Genomic DNA, 17,497 nt, shown 5'->3' with positions numbered 1-17,497 from the left:
GCGCGGGCGCCTCCAACCCCGGACATAGCCGTTGGATCGTAATATAGCCTATGCTATGAGGTCCCGGGCGGCGCTACGGGCCGATGGTTCTGCTGCCCGATGGTTCTCCCGCTGGAAACGCGCGCAAGCATGGCTCGAAACGAATCCGTCACGCTTCCGTCTCCCCCTCGCGACACGGGTCAATCCTGGCGCTTCAGCGATCCATCGCACGCGCAGCCGAGCCTCGGACGCATGAATGGCAGCGTGCCGGTGCTGGCGACCGGCACCTGGCTGCGCCGCCTCCTCGCCTTCATCGGCCCGGGCTACATGGTCTCGGTCGGCTACATGGACCCGGGCAACTGGGCCACCGACATCGCGGGTGGCGCGCAGTTCGGCTTTACGCTGCTCTCGGTCATCCTGCTCTCCAACCTCATGGCAATCGTGCTGCAGGCCCTATCCGCCCGGCTCGGCATCGCCACGGGACGCGACCTCGCGCAGGCCTGCCGCGATCACTATCCCCGCCCGGTCAGCATCGTGCTGTGGCTCGCCTGCGAAGCGGCGATCATCGCCTGCGACCTCGCCGAAGTGATCGGAACGGCGATCGCCCTCAAGCTCCTGTTCGGCATCCCGCTGGTGCTCGGCGCGACGCTGACTGCCCTCGACGTCTTCCTGATCCTGCTCCTGATGCGGCGCGGGTTCCGCGCCCTGGAGGCGTTCGTGATCGCCCTGCTGGTGGTCATCTTCGTGAGCTTCGGCGTGCAGATTGCCCTCGCGGCCCCGCCGATCCAAGCCGTCCTCGGGGGCTTCCTGCCGTCACCCGAGATCGTCACCAATCCGGCCGCGCTCTACATCGCCATCGGGATCATCGGGGCCACGGTGATGCCCCACAATCTCTACCTGCACTCGTCGATCGTGCAGACGCGAGCCTATCCCCGGACCGAGTCCGGGCGGCGCGGCGCGATCCGCTTCGCGGTGACGGATTCCACCATCGCCTTGATGCTCGCGCTGTTCGTGAACGCCGCCATCCTGATCATGGCGGCCTCGGTGTTCCACGCCCAGGGACGGACCGACGTCCAGGAGATCGAACAGGCCTACGAGCTTCTGTCGCCGCTCCTCGGCGCAGGCATCGCCTCGACCTTGTTCGCCGTCGCGCTGCTGGCCTCCGGCCTGAACTCGACGGTCACCGCGACCCTGGCCGGGCAGATCGTGATGGAAGGCTTCCTCCGGCTGCGCATTCCGGACTGGGCGCGGCGGCTGATCACCCGCGGCATCGCCATCGTGCCGGTCGTGGTCGTGACCACGCTCTATGGCGAACAGGGCACCGCGAAGCTGCTGGTCCTCAGCCAGGTGGTGCTGTCGATGCAGCTGCCATTCGCCGTCATCCCGCTGGTCGCCTTCGTCTCCGACAAAGCAAAGATGGGTCCCCACATCATCCCCGCCTGGCTGAAAATCCTGTCCTGGATCATCGCGGCGATCATCGTCGTGCTGAACCTCAAGCTGCTGTTCGATACGATTGCGGGCGCTTGAACGACAAAAGGCCGGACGTCCTGTCCGGCCTCCCGAGTCACCCGGGTTGTCCCACCATCTGATCGGGACGCCGCACCGCCTCAGCGACGCCGATCGGTCCTGATCCGTACCGGCACGGGCTGCGGCGCGGGCATCGCGCCTTCCAGCACCGCATCGACGAGCGACCGGCCAGTTTCGGCAACGGATTTGATCAGACGTCGCGCGATGGAGGCGACAGTCGATTGTCTCATGACGGGCTCCTGACCGACGGGCAGAGGACGAACGTCGCAGTCCGGGCCGGGTTCCGGTTGCGATAGACGACAGATAGCGACGTCAGTGTCTCCTGCTCAGGGGCTGAGGGCAATCCGCCGCATCGCGTGTGAGCGCAAAAAAGCACCGGCGCGAACGCCGGTGCCCAGAAGTCGCGCAGGTGACGGGATCGAGCGTCGAGGCTCGGAGCCTACGGCTTTCCGCGCTTGGCCATGAGTTGCTCGATGAGGGAGCCGCCCTTCTCGATCGCCGCCAATTCCTCGGCGACCGCGTCGACGGTCTCGCGGATCTGTTCCGGCGTATGCTCGGACGTGATGAAGAAGCGCAGGCGCGAGGCGCGCTCCGGCACGGCCGGGTGGATGATCGGCTGTACGTTGATACCGCGCTTGAAGAGGCGATCCGACAGGGTCACCGACTTCAGGGAGTCGCCGACGATGACGGGGATGACCGCCAGGCCGAGACTCGTCCCTGTGTCGAGTCCATGCTTCTTAGCGCAGGACAGGAACAGGTGTCCGTTCTGGCGCAGCCGTTCCACGCGGTGTGGCTCGGCATGCATGATCTCAAGCGCCGTCTCCGCAGCGGCAGCCAGTGGAGGCGAGATGCCGACGCTGTAGATAAAGCCACCGGCCGTGCACTTGAGGTACTCGATCAGCGCGGCCGGTCCGGCGACGTAACCGCCGCAAGTCGACAGCGTCTTCGAGAGTGTGCCCATCCAGATGTCGACGCCGTGGGGATCAACGTCGCAATGCTCGGCCAGGCCGATCCCGGTCCGGCCGAGGACGCCGAGGCCGTGCGCATCGTCGACCATAAGCCAGGCCTCGTAGCGCTGCTTGAGGGCGATGAGGGCGGCGAGGTCCGGCGCGTCGCCGTCCATGCTGTAGAGGCCCTCGACCACGATCAGCGCGCGGCGATGCTCGTGGCGGGTTGCGCCGAGCAGGGTTTCCAGGGCGTCGAGGTCGTTGTGCGAGAACGAGCGGCGCTGGGCACCCGAGAGCTGCGCGCCGGTAACGATGCTGTTGTGGCTGAGGGAATCGTGGAAGATCACGTCGCCGGGCTCGAGCAGGGCACCGATCGTCGTGACGTTGGTGGCGTGTCCGCTCACCATCACGACGCAGGCCTCGGTATCGTAATGGTCAGCCAGGGCCTTCTCGAGGGAGAGGTGCCCCGGGCGCTCGCCGGCCACGATGCGGCTCGCCGAGGCCGAGGTCCCGTAGGTCTCGATGGCGCGGGCGGCCGCGGCATTGACGTCCGGATGCCCGTTGAGGCCGAGGTAATCGTAGGACGAGAAGTTGATGAACGACTTGCCGGCGATGCGCGTGGTGGCGCCGGCCTTGGTCTCGTGCACCCGGAAGAACGGGTTACCGAGGCCGATCAGGTCGGCGGCCGAACGCTGAAGCCGCAGTTCGCGATAACCCGGCAGCGTTTCGAAATTCTGCACCGAGGAATCGCCCGAGGGCCGCGGCGCCGGGCGCGCGGTGGCCGGACGGTTGGCGTTGCGCCCGAGGCGGTTCGTCACGAAGCCTGCCAGGGCCGCGCGTCCACCATCCGGTCTCGCGGGATTGCTCATGCGGAAACGCTCATGCGGGATGTCACGGCCAGATGGGTCACGGCAGGATCTCTTTGATCGCGAGGCTGTTTTCTTCGACCATCGCGTGGAAGGGCTCGAGGGTGCGGACGTCGACGCCCTCGCTGGCGTGGCGCTGAGCCAGGCTCATCACGGCTGCGGCCGCTTCGTCGACCGGGGCCGCGATCGATTGGATCAGGGTCTCGGTCAACTCGTTCACCGTCAGGCCCGAGGAGATGCCTGAGGGCGGCGCCTCCAGCGCGAAGCGCTCCTGCAGGCTGGCGCCGAGTTCGACGCCCATCAGCGAGTCAAGACCGATCTCGGAGAGATGGCGGACGCGGCTGATATCGTCCTTCGGCAGGCGCAGGATCCGGGCGATGTCCTCCACGATGGCATCGGCCACCGTCTTGCGCACCGCGTCGATATCCTGGGTCTTCAGCAGCATGCCGATGTTGATGGCCGCCACCGTTCCAGCTTCCATCTGCTGGTCGGACCCCAGCTCGACGTAGCTGGGGCTCTTCATCGTGGCGAGGCGTTCGCGCGCCTTCCCCCAATGCATCGACGCGATGGCGATCACGGCGTCGTCCGGGTTGGTACCCTGGCCTTCGAGCGCGTCGGCCATGAGGTCGAGGCAGTGACGGGCATCCATCGGGGTCACGCCGACGCGACCCGCGAGGGTCTCCATCACGGCGCGGTTGCGGGCGAGAACGCCGACATCGCCGATGGCACCCCAGGCGACGGCCAGGGCGGGCAGTCCGAGCTTGCGCCGGCGCCGGGCGAGACCTTCCATGAAGCCGTTCGCCGCCACGTAGGCGCCCTGCCCAGGATTGCCGATGAACGTGGTCGCCGAGGAGAACATCACGAAGTAGTCGAGCGTGCGCCCGCGCGTCGCCGCATCGAGATGCTCGGCGCCGATGACCTTCGGGCGGATGACCGCATCGAGCGCGGCGGCGTCGACATTCGCAATCAGGCCGTCCTGGAGCACCATCGCACCGTGGATCACGCCGGCGAGCGTCCGCCCGTCGCGCTCTACCTCGGCCAGCAGCCCATCCACCGCCTTGCGATTGGTGATGTCGCAGGCCATGGCGGCGACGTTGACGCCCCGCGCTCCGAGATCGGCCACAACCTGCTTCGCCTCGGAGCTTGCGGCCCCGTTGCGGCCGACGAGGACGATGTGCTTCGCCCCCCGATCAGCGAGCCAGCGCGCCGCCTCGATACCGAAGCCGCCAAGGCCGCCGGTGACCAGATGGACCCCATCGGTCGAGATCGTGAAGGCGGTCCTGGTCGCCTGCATCACGCTGCCGGGCTTCGGCGGCGCGATGACGATCTTCCCCACATGTCCCGATTGCTGCATCAGCCGGAACGCGTCGGAGACCTCGTCCGCCGTGAAGGGCTGGAAGGGCAGGGGCTTCAGACCCCCTTCCTTGAACAGGGCCATCACCTCGCGGAAGAGCCGTGCACCATCCTCGCCCTGGTGCTGGAGCACCTGATCGAGGTCGACACCGAAATACGAGAGATTCCGGCGGAACGGACGCAGGCCGATATGGGTGTTGGCGACGTAGTCGCGCTTGCCCAACTCGATGAAGCGGCCGAACGGCTTCAGGACGTTGAGGCTACGCTCCATCGCCTCGCCGAACAGGCTGTTCAGCACCACGCCGACGCCGTCACCGGTGATGCGGCGAACATCGTCGACGAAGGCGAGCGAGCGCGAGTCGAGCACGTGCTCGGCCCCGAGCGCCTTGACCAGGGCGCGCTTCTCGCGCGAGCCGGCGGTGGCGATGACCCGCGCGCCCTTGAGCTTGGCGATCTGGAGGGCGGCCAAGCCGACGCCGCCGGCGCCGCCATGTACCAGGACCCACTCGCCGCGACGCAACCGGGCGCAGCTGACGAGGCCATAATAGGCCGTCAGGAAGGCCACCGGAACGGTCGCGGCGGCCTGGGCATCGAGCCCGGGCGGGCTCGGCGCGACAACCAGTTCGGGCACGACGATATGAGTTGCGAAGCCCGATTGCGCAAAGGCGACGACCCGGTCGCCGACCTTGAACGCCTCGACGCCCTTACCGACGGCCAGCACCCGGCCGGCCACTTCGAGGCCGAGGCGCGGACCCGCGAAGCCGTCCTCGAGAATCTCCTCGGGCAGCATCGACAGAGCCCAGAGCACGTCGCGGAAATTCAGGCCGGTGGCCTCGACCGCGATCTCGACCTCGCCGTGCCCTGGGGCGCGACGCTCGGCCGGCCCCCACGCCATCTCGTTGAGGCCGCCGGTGTTACTCCGCTCGAGACGGGCCGCCGGTGCCGGCACCGCATCGGCGTTCGGACGGCGGGGCAGCTGGCCCGGCGAGAACCGGATCACGCGGGTGCAGTCCGGATCCAGGATGATCTCAGTCTCGAGGGTGCCCGACAGGATGAGATCGCGCAGCCGCTCGGCGGCCGCCTTGGTCGACAGGGCTTCGGCGAGGTCGATCCGACGCACGTCGAGATTCGCCACCTCGTTGGCGAGCGTCCGGCTGAAGGCCCAGACACCGGCCTCCACCGATCCGGTCGGGTCTCCACCGTCGCGGGTCGCGCCGGGACAGACCACCCAGAGTCGGGTCTGACGGTTGCCGAGATGCTCGACGCAGCGCTTCAGGCTGAGACAGCGCTCACGCAGACGATCGGCCGCCGCGCCATCGTGATTGAAAGCGCCGGCAAGGAACACGACCGTATCGGGTGTCTCGCGCTCGAGTTCGAGCAGCGACTGCTCGGAATCGAGAATGATCGAGACGTGGACGCCGCTCGCCACGAGGAGTGTCGCCAGCGAAGACGCCGTCTCCGCCGCGACGGCATCGTGCGAGCCGATCACGAAGGCGAAGGTCTGCCCCGGAGCCGGCCGTGCCCGTACGGGAGCCTCGGCGAAGAACAGGAGATCGTCGCCGTTGCCAGAGACGGCGCGATCGACCGCCACCCGAACCAGTCCGGTATCGCTCAGGGCGCGCTGCCAGCCGGTGATGTCGTCGAGGCGGCCCACCGGCATGTCGGCGGCGATGTCGAACCAGTCCGGCGTCAGTCCGAAGACCAAGTCGCGGAACAGCGAGGCACCGGGCTCGACGGCGACGAGGAAGCCACCGGTGGCCAGGGCATCGGCGATCTTGCCGAGAAGCGGGCGCTCGAACCGGTGCAGAACGTTGCTCGCCAGAATCGCATCGAAGCTCCCGGACGCCAGTTCCGCCGCATCCTCGATGACGGTGACCCCGCGCGGCAGGGCAAGACGTGCCCGCTCCGCCAAGCGCCGGTCGGCCTCGAACACGGTGAGTTGGGCCTCGACGGTTCCGGCGAAGGCGGCGGCCTGGGCCGAAAGCGGGCCGAAGCCGACCTGCAGGACCCGGAGCGCGCGGTCACGGGGCAGGGCCTCACGACCGGACTCGGCGAGGGTCGCGATGACATCGGCCGAAGCCCGAGCCGTCGCACTGCGCAGGATGAAAGCGTCGAGGGCATTCTGCGACAGGGTCGGCGCCTCGGCCAAGTCACCTGCGAGCAGGCGGCCGACGACGGCCCCGATATCCGCGGTGAGCACGAGTTCGGCCGACAGCTCGGGATGATCCGCCGCGATCCAGCGCATGATCTCGTCGGGCGCCGGAAGGGTCACGTCCTTGCGCAGGATCCAGCGCTCGCCGTCGAGGGTGGCGAGATCGCTGCTCTCCAGGGCGAAGAGCGCATTGAGGAGCCAGGGGCGCATCGCCTCCGGGACCCGATCGTCGATCGCCACGGTGCCGGAGCGCTGCAGGCCCTCGGCGAGGCGGTAGGCCATTGAGGTGGCCCATCCTTCGAGGAGGAGATGGCCGGGCGCCAAGGGAGCTTCCGCCGGAGCGACGGACGCCTTGAAAGCCGGACGCACCGCATCCGCGATGCGCTGCCCGCGCACCATCGGAATCGCCGTCGGCTCGGTGGCCAATTCGGGCCGCTGTGCGATGGCGTAGGCCGCGAGATCGCTGCCGTTCTTGGCGCGCAGGGCCTGGAACCGCCCCTCGCGCAGGGTCGCGACGACAGCGCCGTCCGCATCCACGAGGGTGAAGTCGGCCAGGATGCTGCGCTCGTTGGCGCGCCGGGTCTTGATCATCGCTCGGGCAACGACGGCACCGGGCTTCACCAAGCGGATCTCGCCGAAGCGAACCGGGACATAGGCCTTGGTGGAGCCTTCGCCCATCAGGCCGGCAAACAACAGGATGAGGCCATGGAAGCAGGAATCGAGTCGCGCCGGCACCAGTCCGAAGCGAGGATCGGCGTCCGCCGGCACCAATTCCGAGACGATGGTGGTCTCGTCGAGGCGTGCGCTGATCGCGACCTGGCGGAAGCTCGGACCGAAGCCGAGGCCGGAGGCGGCCGCCAGTCGGTACAGGGCAGCCCCGTCGACCGCGTGTTCGGCCGGAACGTGGATATCCACCGGCGCGGGCGCCGGGAAGCTGCCGTCGATGATCTTGGCTGCGGCATGGATCTGCCACGCCGCCTGGGTCAGGCGCGGGCGGCTGAGGATCTGAATCGCATTGCCGGACCCGGCGACGCGGACCGCGACCTCGCGCAGGGATTCTTCGCCGAACACCATCGGCGACTGGATCTCGAACTCGGCGAGAACCACAGTGTCGCTCTTCATCACCTCACGGGCGACGCCGAGCGCCATCTCGATGAAGGCCGCACCAGGCAGGATCGCCTGCCCATCGATGCGGTGATCGTCGAGATCCGGCACTGTCGCGATGTCGACGTGACCGTGCCATTCCAGGCCGTCCGGTGCGACGCGGGAGCCGTAGAGCGGGTGATAGGGGCGGGGGGTGGCGGCGCCGACGCCTTCGGTGGTCTCGGCGAGGCGGAACGGGCGGCGCTGCCAGGGATAGAGCGGCAGCGGGACGTCGCCCTTCGGATTGTGGCCGAATACCGTATCCTCGTCGACGGCAGCCCCCTGGACGAGGGCGGCCGCCACGGTGCGGGCAATCGGATCGCCGCCAGCCGGCTTGCGGTGCAGGACGCCGATGGTGGCGTTCTCGATACCCAACGGCTCGATCGCGTCACCGATATGCGACAGGAGGGTCGCGCGCGGGCCGACCTCGATGAAGACGCGGGCACCCTGGCGGGTCGCCTCCTGCACGGCCTCGCTGAAGCGGACCGGCTCGCGGATGTTGCGCCACCAGTAGCCGGCCCCGAACTGGTCGCCCGCCAGCACCTTACCGGTGACGGTGGAGACCATCGGAGTCGTAGCGGCCTGCGGCTTCAACCCGGCGAGGTCGCGCAGGAGCGGCTTCTCGGTCGGGTTCATCAGGCGACCGTGGAAGGGATATTCCAGGTCGAGCTTGCGCCCGCGCCGGCGCTTGCGCGACAGCGCCTTCATGGCGGCGTCGATATCCTCCACCGGCCCCGCCACCGTGATGGCCTTGGGGCTGTTGTAGGCGGCGATGTCGAGACTTGGATAATCCTTCAGGAACAGCTCGATCTCGTCGGCCGGCGCCAGCAGAACCGCCATGGTGCCGAAGCCGCGCGTCGTCTCCTGGTGCTTGCTGCGATAGAAGATGACCTTCACGGCCTGTTCGAGGCTGAGGATGCCGGCGGCCTCCGCGGCGGCGATTTCGCCGACGCTGTGGCCGAGGACGTAGCTCGGCTTCAGGCCACGCGACCGCAGCGCCGTCGTGGACGCGCTCGAAATCGCGAAGATCAACGGCTGGGACACGCGGGTGAGGACGAGGCGCGCGTCGAGATCCTCGGCGAACAGTGCCTCCTTCAGCGACCAGTCGGACAGCTTGAAGAACAGACCATCGATCCGGTCGAAGGCGTCGCGGAACGCGCCGTTCTCCTCGTAGGCCTCGCGGCCCATGCCGGCCCACTGGCTGCCGTTGCCGGAATACACGAAGGCGACCTCGGCCGCGCGGTCTACCGCGGTCCCCAGGAGGGCGTCCGGCGCGTCTTCCGCCTCGCCGACGGCGCGCAGGATGGCGGGAAGGTCGGCATCGAGGGAGACCGCCAGGCGCGAGGACAAGCGCTCGCGGCGGTGAGCGGCGGCGGCGGCGATCCGGGCGATGTCGCCCTTGTCGGCGCCGTCGAAACGCTCGGCATAGTCGAGGGCGAGTTCATTGAGCGCGGCGCGGCTCTGGGCGGAGAGCAGCAGCACCTCGGGCATCCGCACCGTCTCGGGCGCACCCGCATCCGTACGTACGGGCGGAGCATCGGTGAGGACGACGTGCGCGTTCGTGCCGCCGAAGCCGAAGGAGTTCACCCCGGCGAAGCGGACCTTGCCATCGCGTGCCAGCGGCAGGGGCTTGTTCGTGACCGAGAGATTGAGATCCCGGAACGGAATGTCGGGGTTGAGCTCGGCGGCATGCAGCGAGGTCGGGAACAGATCATGCTCGAGAGCGAGGCTCGCTTTGAGCAGGCCGGCGAGACCCGAGACCGGCTCGGTGTGACCGATATTGCTCTTGATCGAGCCGATGGGCAGGGGCTCCCTGCGTGGCCGACCGAGCTTTCCACCGATGGCGCTGGCCTCGATCGGGTCGCCGACGGGCGTACCGGTGCCGTGCGCCTCGACGAAAACGACCGAGTCGAGATCGATCTCGGCCTCACGATAGACCTGCTCCAGCAGCGCGCCCTGCGCGTAGCCGGAGGGTAGCGAAATGCCGGTGGTGCGACCGTCCGAGTTGACGCCGCTGGCTGCGATCACGCCGCGCACCGTGCTGCCGTCGCGCAGGGCCGCCTTGGCGGATTTGAGCACGAGGACGACACCGCCTTCGGAGCGCACGTAGCCGTCGGCGCTCGACGAGAAGGCTTGGCACAGACCCGTCCGGGAGAGCATCTGCGCGTTGGAGAAGCAGATGAAATTGAACGGGCTCGCCAGCAGGTTGACGCCGGCGACGACGGCGGTGTCGATCCGGCCGCTGGCAAGGGCTGCCACCGCGGCATCGAGCGCCACGAGCGAGGACGAGCAGGCCGTATCGACCGTGAAGCTCGGGCCCTTCAGGTCGTAGATGTAGGAAATGCGGTTGGAGAGGATCGAGAGCGTGTTGCCGGTGGCCGCATAGGCATCGCCCGAAGAGGTATCGAGGACGCGCAGGTTACCGTAATCCAGCGAGGAGGCGCCGACGAAGACGCCAATCGGGCTGCCGGCCACATCCGAGGGACGCAGGCCCGCATCCTCCAGGGCCTCCCAGGTCAGTTCCAGCAGCAGGCGCTGCTGCGGGTCCATCTGCTCCGCTTCGCGGGGCGAAATTCCAAACACGCCCGGATCGAACGACCAGATGTCGTCGAGGACGCCGGCCGACCACGTGTAGCTTTTGCCGCGCTCCTGCGCCCGCGGATGCCCGAACCGCTCGAGTGACCAGCGATCATCCGGAATGCGGCCGACCGCGCATCGCGCTTCGGTGAGGAGCTGCCAAAGACCTTCGACACTGGAGGCGCCGGGGAGCCGGCAGGCGCGGCCGACGATGGCGATGTCTGTTCGTTGTGTCACGTTCGGTTCGCACACGCTCTTGAACGGGGGGTAGGATCGACTGGTCGCACCGGGGCATCCAACCGATTCCTTAGTATGGCTCCAGGCTAGTGTCCAACCTGCGAGCCCCAAACCGACGGGATCAACGCTCGGTAACATCGACCCTGTTGCACGTATTCATCAATCAATCTGAGCAGTTGAACGCTTCAAAGGCCCCAAGGACCGTCAGCCGTCCTCTCGCTCCACCGCGATCTATTTCCAACAATTACCACATTCCCGGTGGCCGGGCGAAGTTCACACCAAGTCTCGGCAAGAACGACTCACGGCAACCTGGACACCGCACGTCCGTCGCTCCGGCGCCAGACCCTACCACCGGGAGCGGATCAGGCATGAACATTGAGTATCGGTGTCGAAAGACGCGCCTCGCCACTCCGGCGTCGGCACAGCGGACGCCGCTGCGGCATGAGGCCATCGGGATTAAGCGGCTGAATACGGCGACTTTGCGGTGCGACGCGCTGTCGCCGCGTCGCAGCATCAGAGGCGGTAACGCGCCGCATCCCGCGACAGATTGGGATTGTAATAGGGATCGGCCCGCAGCGCCGGTCCCCAGCGGTCCTGCATCACCCGGACCTCGCGCTCGAAGCGCGCTCGCTTCTCGGGCGTATCCTCGGGACCGCGGCTCTTCGATTCGTGGTGAATCAAACAGGCATGGGGCGTCCACACGTTACGATATCCCTGCCTCCGCAGGCGCAGGCAGAGATCGACGTCGTTGAACGCCACGGCGAGGCGTTCGGCGTCGAAGCCCCCGCTCGCGGCGAAGACCTCCGTCCGCACGAGCAGGCAGGCACCGGTCACGGCTGAGACCTCCTGGGTCAAGACCATGCGGGCGAAGTAGCCGGGATCGCCGTCCGGCAGTCCGGGATGGCTGTGACCGGCGACGCCGCCGATCCCCAGCACGATCCCTCCATGCTGCAGCGTCCGATCGGGATAGAGCAGCTTGGCCCCAACGGCGCCGATATCGGGCGTGAGGGCGATCGACACCATCTCGCGGAGCCAGCCCGGCTCGATCACCTCGATATCGTTGTTGAGGAACAGCAGGAGGGCGCCGCGGGCGTCTGCCGCCCCTCGGTTGGACAGGGCGGAGAAATTGAACGGCCCCGGCACCGGGAGCACGCGGACGCGGACATCCCCGGCATGGCGTGCGAACAGGGCGCGCGTCCGCGCATCCTGGCTGTCATTGTCCACGATGAGGATTTCGAGCGCCGAGTACGCCGTTCCGGACAGAAGCCCATCGAGGGCGACAGCCAGCAGATCCGCGCGGTCCCGGGTCGGGATGATCACGGAGACCAGCGGAGCGGGTTCCGGGACCGGACGGACCAGCCTGTTGAAGCCCAGAGGCCCGCGCGTCGCAGTCGCCCCCGTGGGCGCGACGACTTCCGCGAGGGCTCTCAGGCGCGCCACTTCCGTTCGCTCCGACGCCCGGTCCGAGAAGGTGCCCGAGCCACCGGCGGCACGCCAGTGATAGAGCACGCGCGGGATGTGCCGGATGCGTTCAGGTGCCAGCCGGGCAGTGACCCGCAGGAGGAGGTCGTGATCCTGGCTCCCTTCGAACCCGGGTCGCAGACCGCCCGCCGCCCGGATCGCGTCGGCCCGGATCACCGTGAGATGGTTGATGTAATTCTGGCCATAGAGGAGTTCGCGGTCGAACCCCGATTTGAAGTGAGGCTCGAACCGGCGCCCGCGTCCATCGATCTTGTCCTCGTCGCTGTAGATCAGCACGAGGTCCGGCGCAGCGCGGATCGTACCGGCCACGTGGTAGAGCGCCACCTCGGCCAACACGTCGTCGTGATCGAGGAAAGCTACGAACTCTCCGCTCGCCTCCGCGAGGGCGTCGTTGGTCGCACGGGCGATATGCCCGTTCTCGGGCCGGCGGCGGACGCGAATACGCGGATCGTCCGCGGCATGGCGGGCGAGGAGGCGGGGAATTGCCGGATCGGTCGAGGCATCGTCGGTGATGCAGAGATCCCAATTCGGATAGAGCTGAGCCCGAACCGAGCGGATGGCGGCGTCCAGAATGCGCGGCGCGGGATCGTGGACCGGCATCACCACCGAAATCCGCGGCGGGTCGACCCAGGCTGCGATCTCGTCACGGATGCGGCTGCGGTCGGCATCCGTCAGGGTGTCGAAACGGGCGACCCAGGTCTCATAGCCGGTCTCGCATCGGTCGTTCAGGGCGCGCAGAAGCAGGGCGCGGCCGCGGACCTTCAGGCCGAGGGCGCGCCAGTACGCGGCGCGGGCCGCCAGAGCCGGGTTCCGGCGCAAGCCAAGGGCGATCAGGGCGAGCGGGCTCCTGCGCCGAATGGTCAATCCGTCGAGCCGAAGCGGTGTCTCGCGTGACAGGGGCGACAGCCGCAGAGCGCTCAGACCGTCGGGCAGACGCCCGGTCCAGGAGAAGCGGTCTCCGCCCTCGGCGTCCTCGGACAGAGCCACGAGGCCGGTCTGTCCGTCGGGACCAACGAACCGCGCACTGAGAACCAGACGGCAGACACCAGCGCTGCCCACATCCCGGAAACGGATCGTCGCCCAGACACCCCCGAGATCGGCCGCCCGCAAATCGAGGTCGAAGGCAGGTCCGTCGGGCACGAGGTCACGCATGACCGGGGGCCTGAGGGCGCGCATGAGCGAGCCCGTGCCAGGCCGGGGGAGGGCGGCTGCAGGCGGCATCGCGCCCATGGTCAGCGATCCCATCCCCGGCTCACCGCATCCCGCACCGCGTCCGTCATGGCGACGTCGAACACGAGCATCTCCTGGGCGAACTTCAGGTCACGCAGGCGCTCGGCGAGGGCCAGCGTCTCGGTCGGGATCGGCGCGGGCATGGGAATCGGGGCATCGACCCCGAGGCGATCGAACAGCGTGGCGGCGAAGGCCTCGAAATAATCGCGATGTCCGACGATGCCGATGCGGGCGAGAATCTCGATCGCCACGATCGAATTGCCCGGCAGCAGGCGGTCATCCGGCAGCTTGGTGCCGAATTGCCGGGTGAGGGGATTGTAGAGCAGCCGGTAGGCGCCTTCGGGGAGCATCCGGAAGAAGCGCTTGAGGCTCTTGCCATCCGCGAAATCGTAATCGGCGGTGAAGGCGGCAGCCTCGGCCATGATCCCCAAGCGCCAGGCCTGCGCCGGATCCGCGCCGATCGCAGTCCGCGCCTTCAACCAGCGCAAACGGCTCGCCATCTCGATGAAGGGATCGTGGACCAGGGCGGTGGTGAGGAAGTTCTCGCCGCTGAAAAAGCCTTCGTAGCGCGGCACCACGATCGCGCCCGACAGGAATGACGAGGTCAGCCAGGGGCTCTCGAACAGCACCCGCAAGACCTCGTCCGAGAGCTTGCCGATGCCGAAGTAGCTCTGCTGGAACCGTTCGAACAAAATCGACTGGAGGGCGCTGTCGCTGTTGATGCTGGTATCGACGAGGAGCACCTTGCCGCGGATAACGTCCGGGCGCGGCGCGCGTCGATAGACGAGCACGTTGGTGTCGGCATCGTAGATCTCCACGCGCTGCGCCGCGCTGATCCCCGGAACCTCGGCCTCGGTGGCCTCGAAGATGCAGCGGCCGGTGGCGTGCCAGCCCTGTGCGCGGATCGATTCATCCGTGATCGTGGCCTCGAGGTCGGTGACTCGACGGCCGTCGACGACCACCCGGACGCGGCTGATCGCCATGGGGTTGTCAGGCACGACCCAGCCCCGGACGAGGTGCCCCAGATCATAATCGACGTAGAACCGCATTCCCCAACCGTTATCCCGAAGCTTGACCTGGCGCGGAACTCTCCCTGACCCGGAAGCAGAATCGCACGATGCGACCCCGATCTCCGAGGCGACGTCCCCGTCGCTCCCCGGGTAGGCGCGCCGGCTTACCGCATTTTTGATGCCGGTGCAGCGCCCCAGGCCGAACACGGCCCAACTCTCCGAATCCCCCGCGAGATTCCACTCCGCAGGGGCCTTGCGCCCCCCGAAACCCCACGCTATAGCCCCCTCCATCGGCGCCGGACGGCACCGGTGAGGGCGCGTAGCTCAGCGGGAGAGCACTACCTTGACATGGTAGGGGTCACAGGTTCGATCCCTGTCGCGCCCACCATCTATCTCCTTCATGTCACAGGTTTTTGCCTGCCGGGAGATAAACCTACGATAAGTGAGCGTAGGTTCTGCGAACCCGATTGAGGTTCGGTATCAGCCATATCTAGGTTCGTAAGCACGCCCGAACCCCTTCGTCTCCCGTCGCCCTGGCAACTCGTCAAATTCGCCGAAGCATCGGGGATTGAAGACGCACGCGGGATCGCCGTGAGCATGGCGCGGTTGGCCCGAATGCTTGAGGCTGGCGAGAACACGCCCGTGTGTAAGCCGCCCGATCGCTCAGCGCCTGTTATCTAGACGTATTCGCCACGCGGATGAACGCCGGAATGGACGGACGGTTCTGCGGGTGGAGCCGCCACTCATCGCCCGCCATCGTGAACCCGCATCGTGACCAAAAATCTCGGCACAGCAGGTTTGATGGCGTCTCCTTGAACGTGGCCGTTACCACCTCGTCGCCGGGGATAGCGGCCAGGATCGTAGCGAGGGCAGCCATCTCGACGTCGAGGCCGTTCACTCGGCAGCTCATCACGAACTGGTCGATGTTCCGCCTCGATCGCAGGCATACCCCCACCAAGCCATAGCTGGTCAGACGATCGCGAACCTCGAAGGCGTCCAAGGTCATGCCGGCGTCCATCGCCGCCTTGATCGCATCGGCCGACCACCGCCGCCCCGTCGTGTTGAACTGGTTAGTTTTATTGATGAGTTCGAAAGCCCTCGCGAACCGAGCCGAACCATAGGACACCGGGAAGACCGAAACCTCAATCTCCAGCGTAGCGAGGAACACGGATCGGGGCAGCGTCGCCCGGGCTTCCTCGCGCACGACCTGGGATTGGATCATCTGCGTTCGACGGCCCGACTCGTCGGTGATGCTGGCGACCTGGGTTTCCGGTGCCCACGCGAGTGTCCGCCGGAGATAGAACGGATAGCGGCCCAGGACCCGTATGCCAGGATAGGCGTGGGCCATCTCGGCGCGCTCGACCGGGTTGTCGTCGACGTAGACCACGGAATGGGGAAGCACGTTCACTGCGCGTAGGATCGCAGCCATGTTCTCGGATTTGGGAGTCCAATTGATCCGTACGACGGCAAAATCGTCGAGCGACATGTGCGATCCGAAGATGCGCGGCCAGATCGAGCGGATGCGGGCCTCGTCGTTCTTGCTGATGATGCCGAGCATCACGCCGCGCTTTTTCAGGTGCATCAGCGTCTCGATGATGCCGAGGGGCCACCCTTCGATCATCTCGGGGCCAATCACCGCGTCGTCGCCGCTCACACCGCGCCAGAGCGTATCGTCAAGGTCGACGACCACCAGCTTGACGGCATCGGCCGCCCGGAGGGTCCGGTAGGACGCAGCAATCTCCTGCCAGAGCGCGCTCATAAATTTCGGAAGGTCGGTGTGATAGTGCTCATAGACGTGAGCCATCGGCTCGATGCGGACATCCTGATCCGAACCCATCGGCATGAGCGAGCTGTGGGTAAACCAAAAGACCCCGTCATCCTGCGCATATCGGCGCCCCAACGAAGCCGAGACCTTGTCGACGTCGAGCAGGTAGACGTTGGCGTACTGCTGAATCGTCCGGCCTATATGCCGGTTCAATTCCTCGACGAAATACATCGTGTTGCGCAGATCGTACCTGGGCAGAAGGCGTCCCGTCAGGTCAGATTGCGGCACCATAAGATTGCACACAAGGGTCGGGATGCCGTGGGCCAACGTCCACTTGAGATTTTCGGCAACGTAGTCGTCGATCATCCGACACGCGTGCTCGAACACGCGGTGATGGCTCGCCTCGTCGTCGTAGTCGAGCGACCAGATCGCATTCGCAGGCAGCAGGCCACGAAACGGGATTTGCAGGACGATCAAGTCGTAGTCAGGTGCCGGATGCGGCATTGCGTCGGGGAGCTTGGCGTGAAAGTTCGCGAGCCAGAAATCGCGCGTTCCATCCAGCGCATCGGACGCGTGTCCGGCGATCGGCTCAAGAAAGCATGACCCAATCAGCAGGATTCTGTTGGCACTCACTCTGGTGACGGCGAGGTCACCGGGCGTCAGGTAATGCTCTCCCCCGTGGACGTCGCGCATCGCCCGAAATTGAGCCGCGGCCCTGTCCGAGTCGGCACCGTTCGGTTTTCACCCCTCGTCTTTTCCGAACAAAACGTAGTGCTGATAGGCGCCGGCCAAGTGTCCCGCCGCGATAGCAGTGGCAACGTCTGGGTATTCGTTCGCGTACCAATCCGCGTCGAAATCAGCAGGAGGGGTCGACTTCCTACGCATGGATCATTCCGAATCGTTCAGGCGAAGAGACAACCATTCCGCTCGTCTTAAGGCGTGCGCGCAGCCTGCGATATTGCCTGGACGCAACAGGCCGTCTGAGCAGGCGTGGCGCCTGCCAAAAGCCTTCCCGTGCAGGCGGCTCTCCAGGACTGCGTCAAGCACCTTCTTACGGGTCGCCCGTACCTCGTTCTGGATCAACGAAATCAGCCCGCAGATCCGGCCCTCAAGCCGGGGGATGGCGTCTCCGATCAAGGATGGGCAAACGACCTCAACCTTAAAGGCGTTGCGCTCCTGGCCCTGCCGCTCCAGGCCGAGTTTCACGTTCACTAGGCCGGGTTGCAGCG

General features: G+C 66.8%; 8 protein-coding genes and 1 tRNA gene. 2 read left to right on the top strand and 7 right to left on the bottom strand.

Annotated elements, in window-relative coordinates:
* Positions 1 to 129 precede the first annotated feature (129 nt).
* Entirely contained in the window at positions 130 to 1,506 is a 1,377-nt protein-coding gene (locus ACV7NL_RS18495; RefSeq protein ID WP_463356442.1) for an Nramp family divalent metal transporter, read from the top strand.
* A gap of 80 nt (positions 1,507 to 1,586) precedes the next feature.
* Here ACV7NL_RS18495 and ACV7NL_RS18490 read toward each other — a convergent pair whose 3' ends face one another.
* From ACV7NL_RS18490 to ACV7NL_RS18470, 5 genes are all read right to left on the bottom strand, one after another.
* Entirely contained in the window at positions 1,587 to 1,736 is a 150-nt protein-coding gene (locus tag ACV7NL_RS18490; protein ID WP_463356441.1) for a hypothetical protein, read from the bottom strand.
* A 209-nt stretch (positions 1,737 to 1,945) separates the two neighbouring features.
* Positions 1,946 to 3,322, bottom strand: a complete 1,377-nt coding sequence (locus tag ACV7NL_RS18485) for an aminotransferase class I/II-fold pyridoxal phosphate-dependent enzyme (RefSeq protein WP_463356440.1) — start codon at positions 3,320 to 3,322, stop codon at positions 1,946 to 1,948.
* Between the two features lie 37 nt (positions 3,323 to 3,359).
* Positions 3,360 to 10,781, bottom strand: a complete 7,422-nt coding sequence (locus ACV7NL_RS18480; RefSeq protein ID WP_156376037.1) for a type I polyketide synthase — start codon at positions 10,779 to 10,781, stop codon at positions 3,360 to 3,362.
* 513 nt (positions 10,782 to 11,294) lie between these two features.
* Positions 11,295 to 13,415 (bottom strand): glycosyltransferase family 2 protein, encoded by a 2,121-nt coding sequence (locus ACV7NL_RS18475; RefSeq protein WP_463356439.1) that lies wholly within the window; start codon positions 13,413 to 13,415, stop codon positions 11,295 to 11,297.
* An 80-nt stretch (positions 13,416 to 13,495) separates the two neighbouring features.
* Positions 13,496 to 14,542 carry a hypothetical protein gene (locus ACV7NL_RS18470; protein ID WP_463356438.1) on the bottom strand — a complete coding sequence of 349 codons (1,047 nt, stop codon included), beginning with the start codon at positions 14,540 to 14,542 and terminating at the stop codon, positions 13,496 to 13,498.
* 274 nt (positions 14,543 to 14,816) lie between these two features.
* On the opposite strand from ACV7NL_RS18470, the gene ACV7NL_RS18465 reads away from it, so the two are divergent.
* Positions 14,817 to 14,891 (top strand) — tRNA-Val (locus ACV7NL_RS18465).
* Positions 14,892 to 15,176: 285 nt separating this feature from the next.
* Here the strand turns inward: ACV7NL_RS18465 and ACV7NL_RS18460 are convergent.
* Together ACV7NL_RS18460 and ACV7NL_RS18455 are read right to left on the bottom strand one after the other, a co-directional pair.
* Complete coding sequence (locus tag ACV7NL_RS18460) at positions 15,177 to 16,961, bottom strand: HAD-IIIC family phosphatase (RefSeq protein ID WP_463356437.1); 1,785 nt, start codon at positions 16,959 to 16,961, stop codon at positions 15,177 to 15,179.
* Between the two features lie 195 nt (positions 16,962 to 17,156).
* A complete protein-coding gene (locus ACV7NL_RS18455) occupies positions 17,157 to 17,474 on the bottom strand; it encodes a hypothetical protein (RefSeq protein ID WP_463356436.1) in 318 nt (105 codons plus the stop codon).
* Positions 17,475 to 17,497 lie beyond the last annotated feature (23 nt).

The sequence above is a fragment of the Methylobacterium sp. Ger2507 genome, assembly GCF_055231875.1.
The sequence above is the reverse complement of the archived record's forward strand: the minus strand, read 5'-3'. Positions and strand labels throughout refer to the sequence as shown.

Bases quoted from the DNA above. Each gene is read 5' to 3' on its own strand.
- ACV7NL_RS18460 (WP_463356437.1), bottom strand. From the start codon at position 16,961: ATGCGCGACGTCCACGGGGGAGAGCATTACCTGACGCCCGGTGACCTC.
- ACV7NL_RS18490 (WP_463356441.1), bottom strand. From the start codon at position 1,736: ATGAGACAATCGACTGTCGCCTCCATCGCGCGACGTCTGATCAAATCC.
- ACV7NL_RS18495 (WP_463356442.1), top strand. From the start codon at position 130: ATGGCTCGAAACGAATCCGTCACGCTTCCGTCTCCCCCTCGCGACACG.
- ACV7NL_RS18475 (WP_463356439.1), bottom strand. From the start codon at position 13,415: ATGCGTGACCTCGTGCCCGACGGACCTGCCTTCGACCTCGATTTGCGG.
- ACV7NL_RS18470 (WP_463356438.1), bottom strand. From the start codon at position 14,542: ATGCGGTTCTACGTCGATTATGATCTGGGGCACCTCGTCCGGGGCTGG.
- ACV7NL_RS18485 (WP_463356440.1), bottom strand. From the start codon at position 3,322: ATGAGCAATCCCGCGAGACCGGATGGTGGACGCGCGGCCCTGGCAGGC.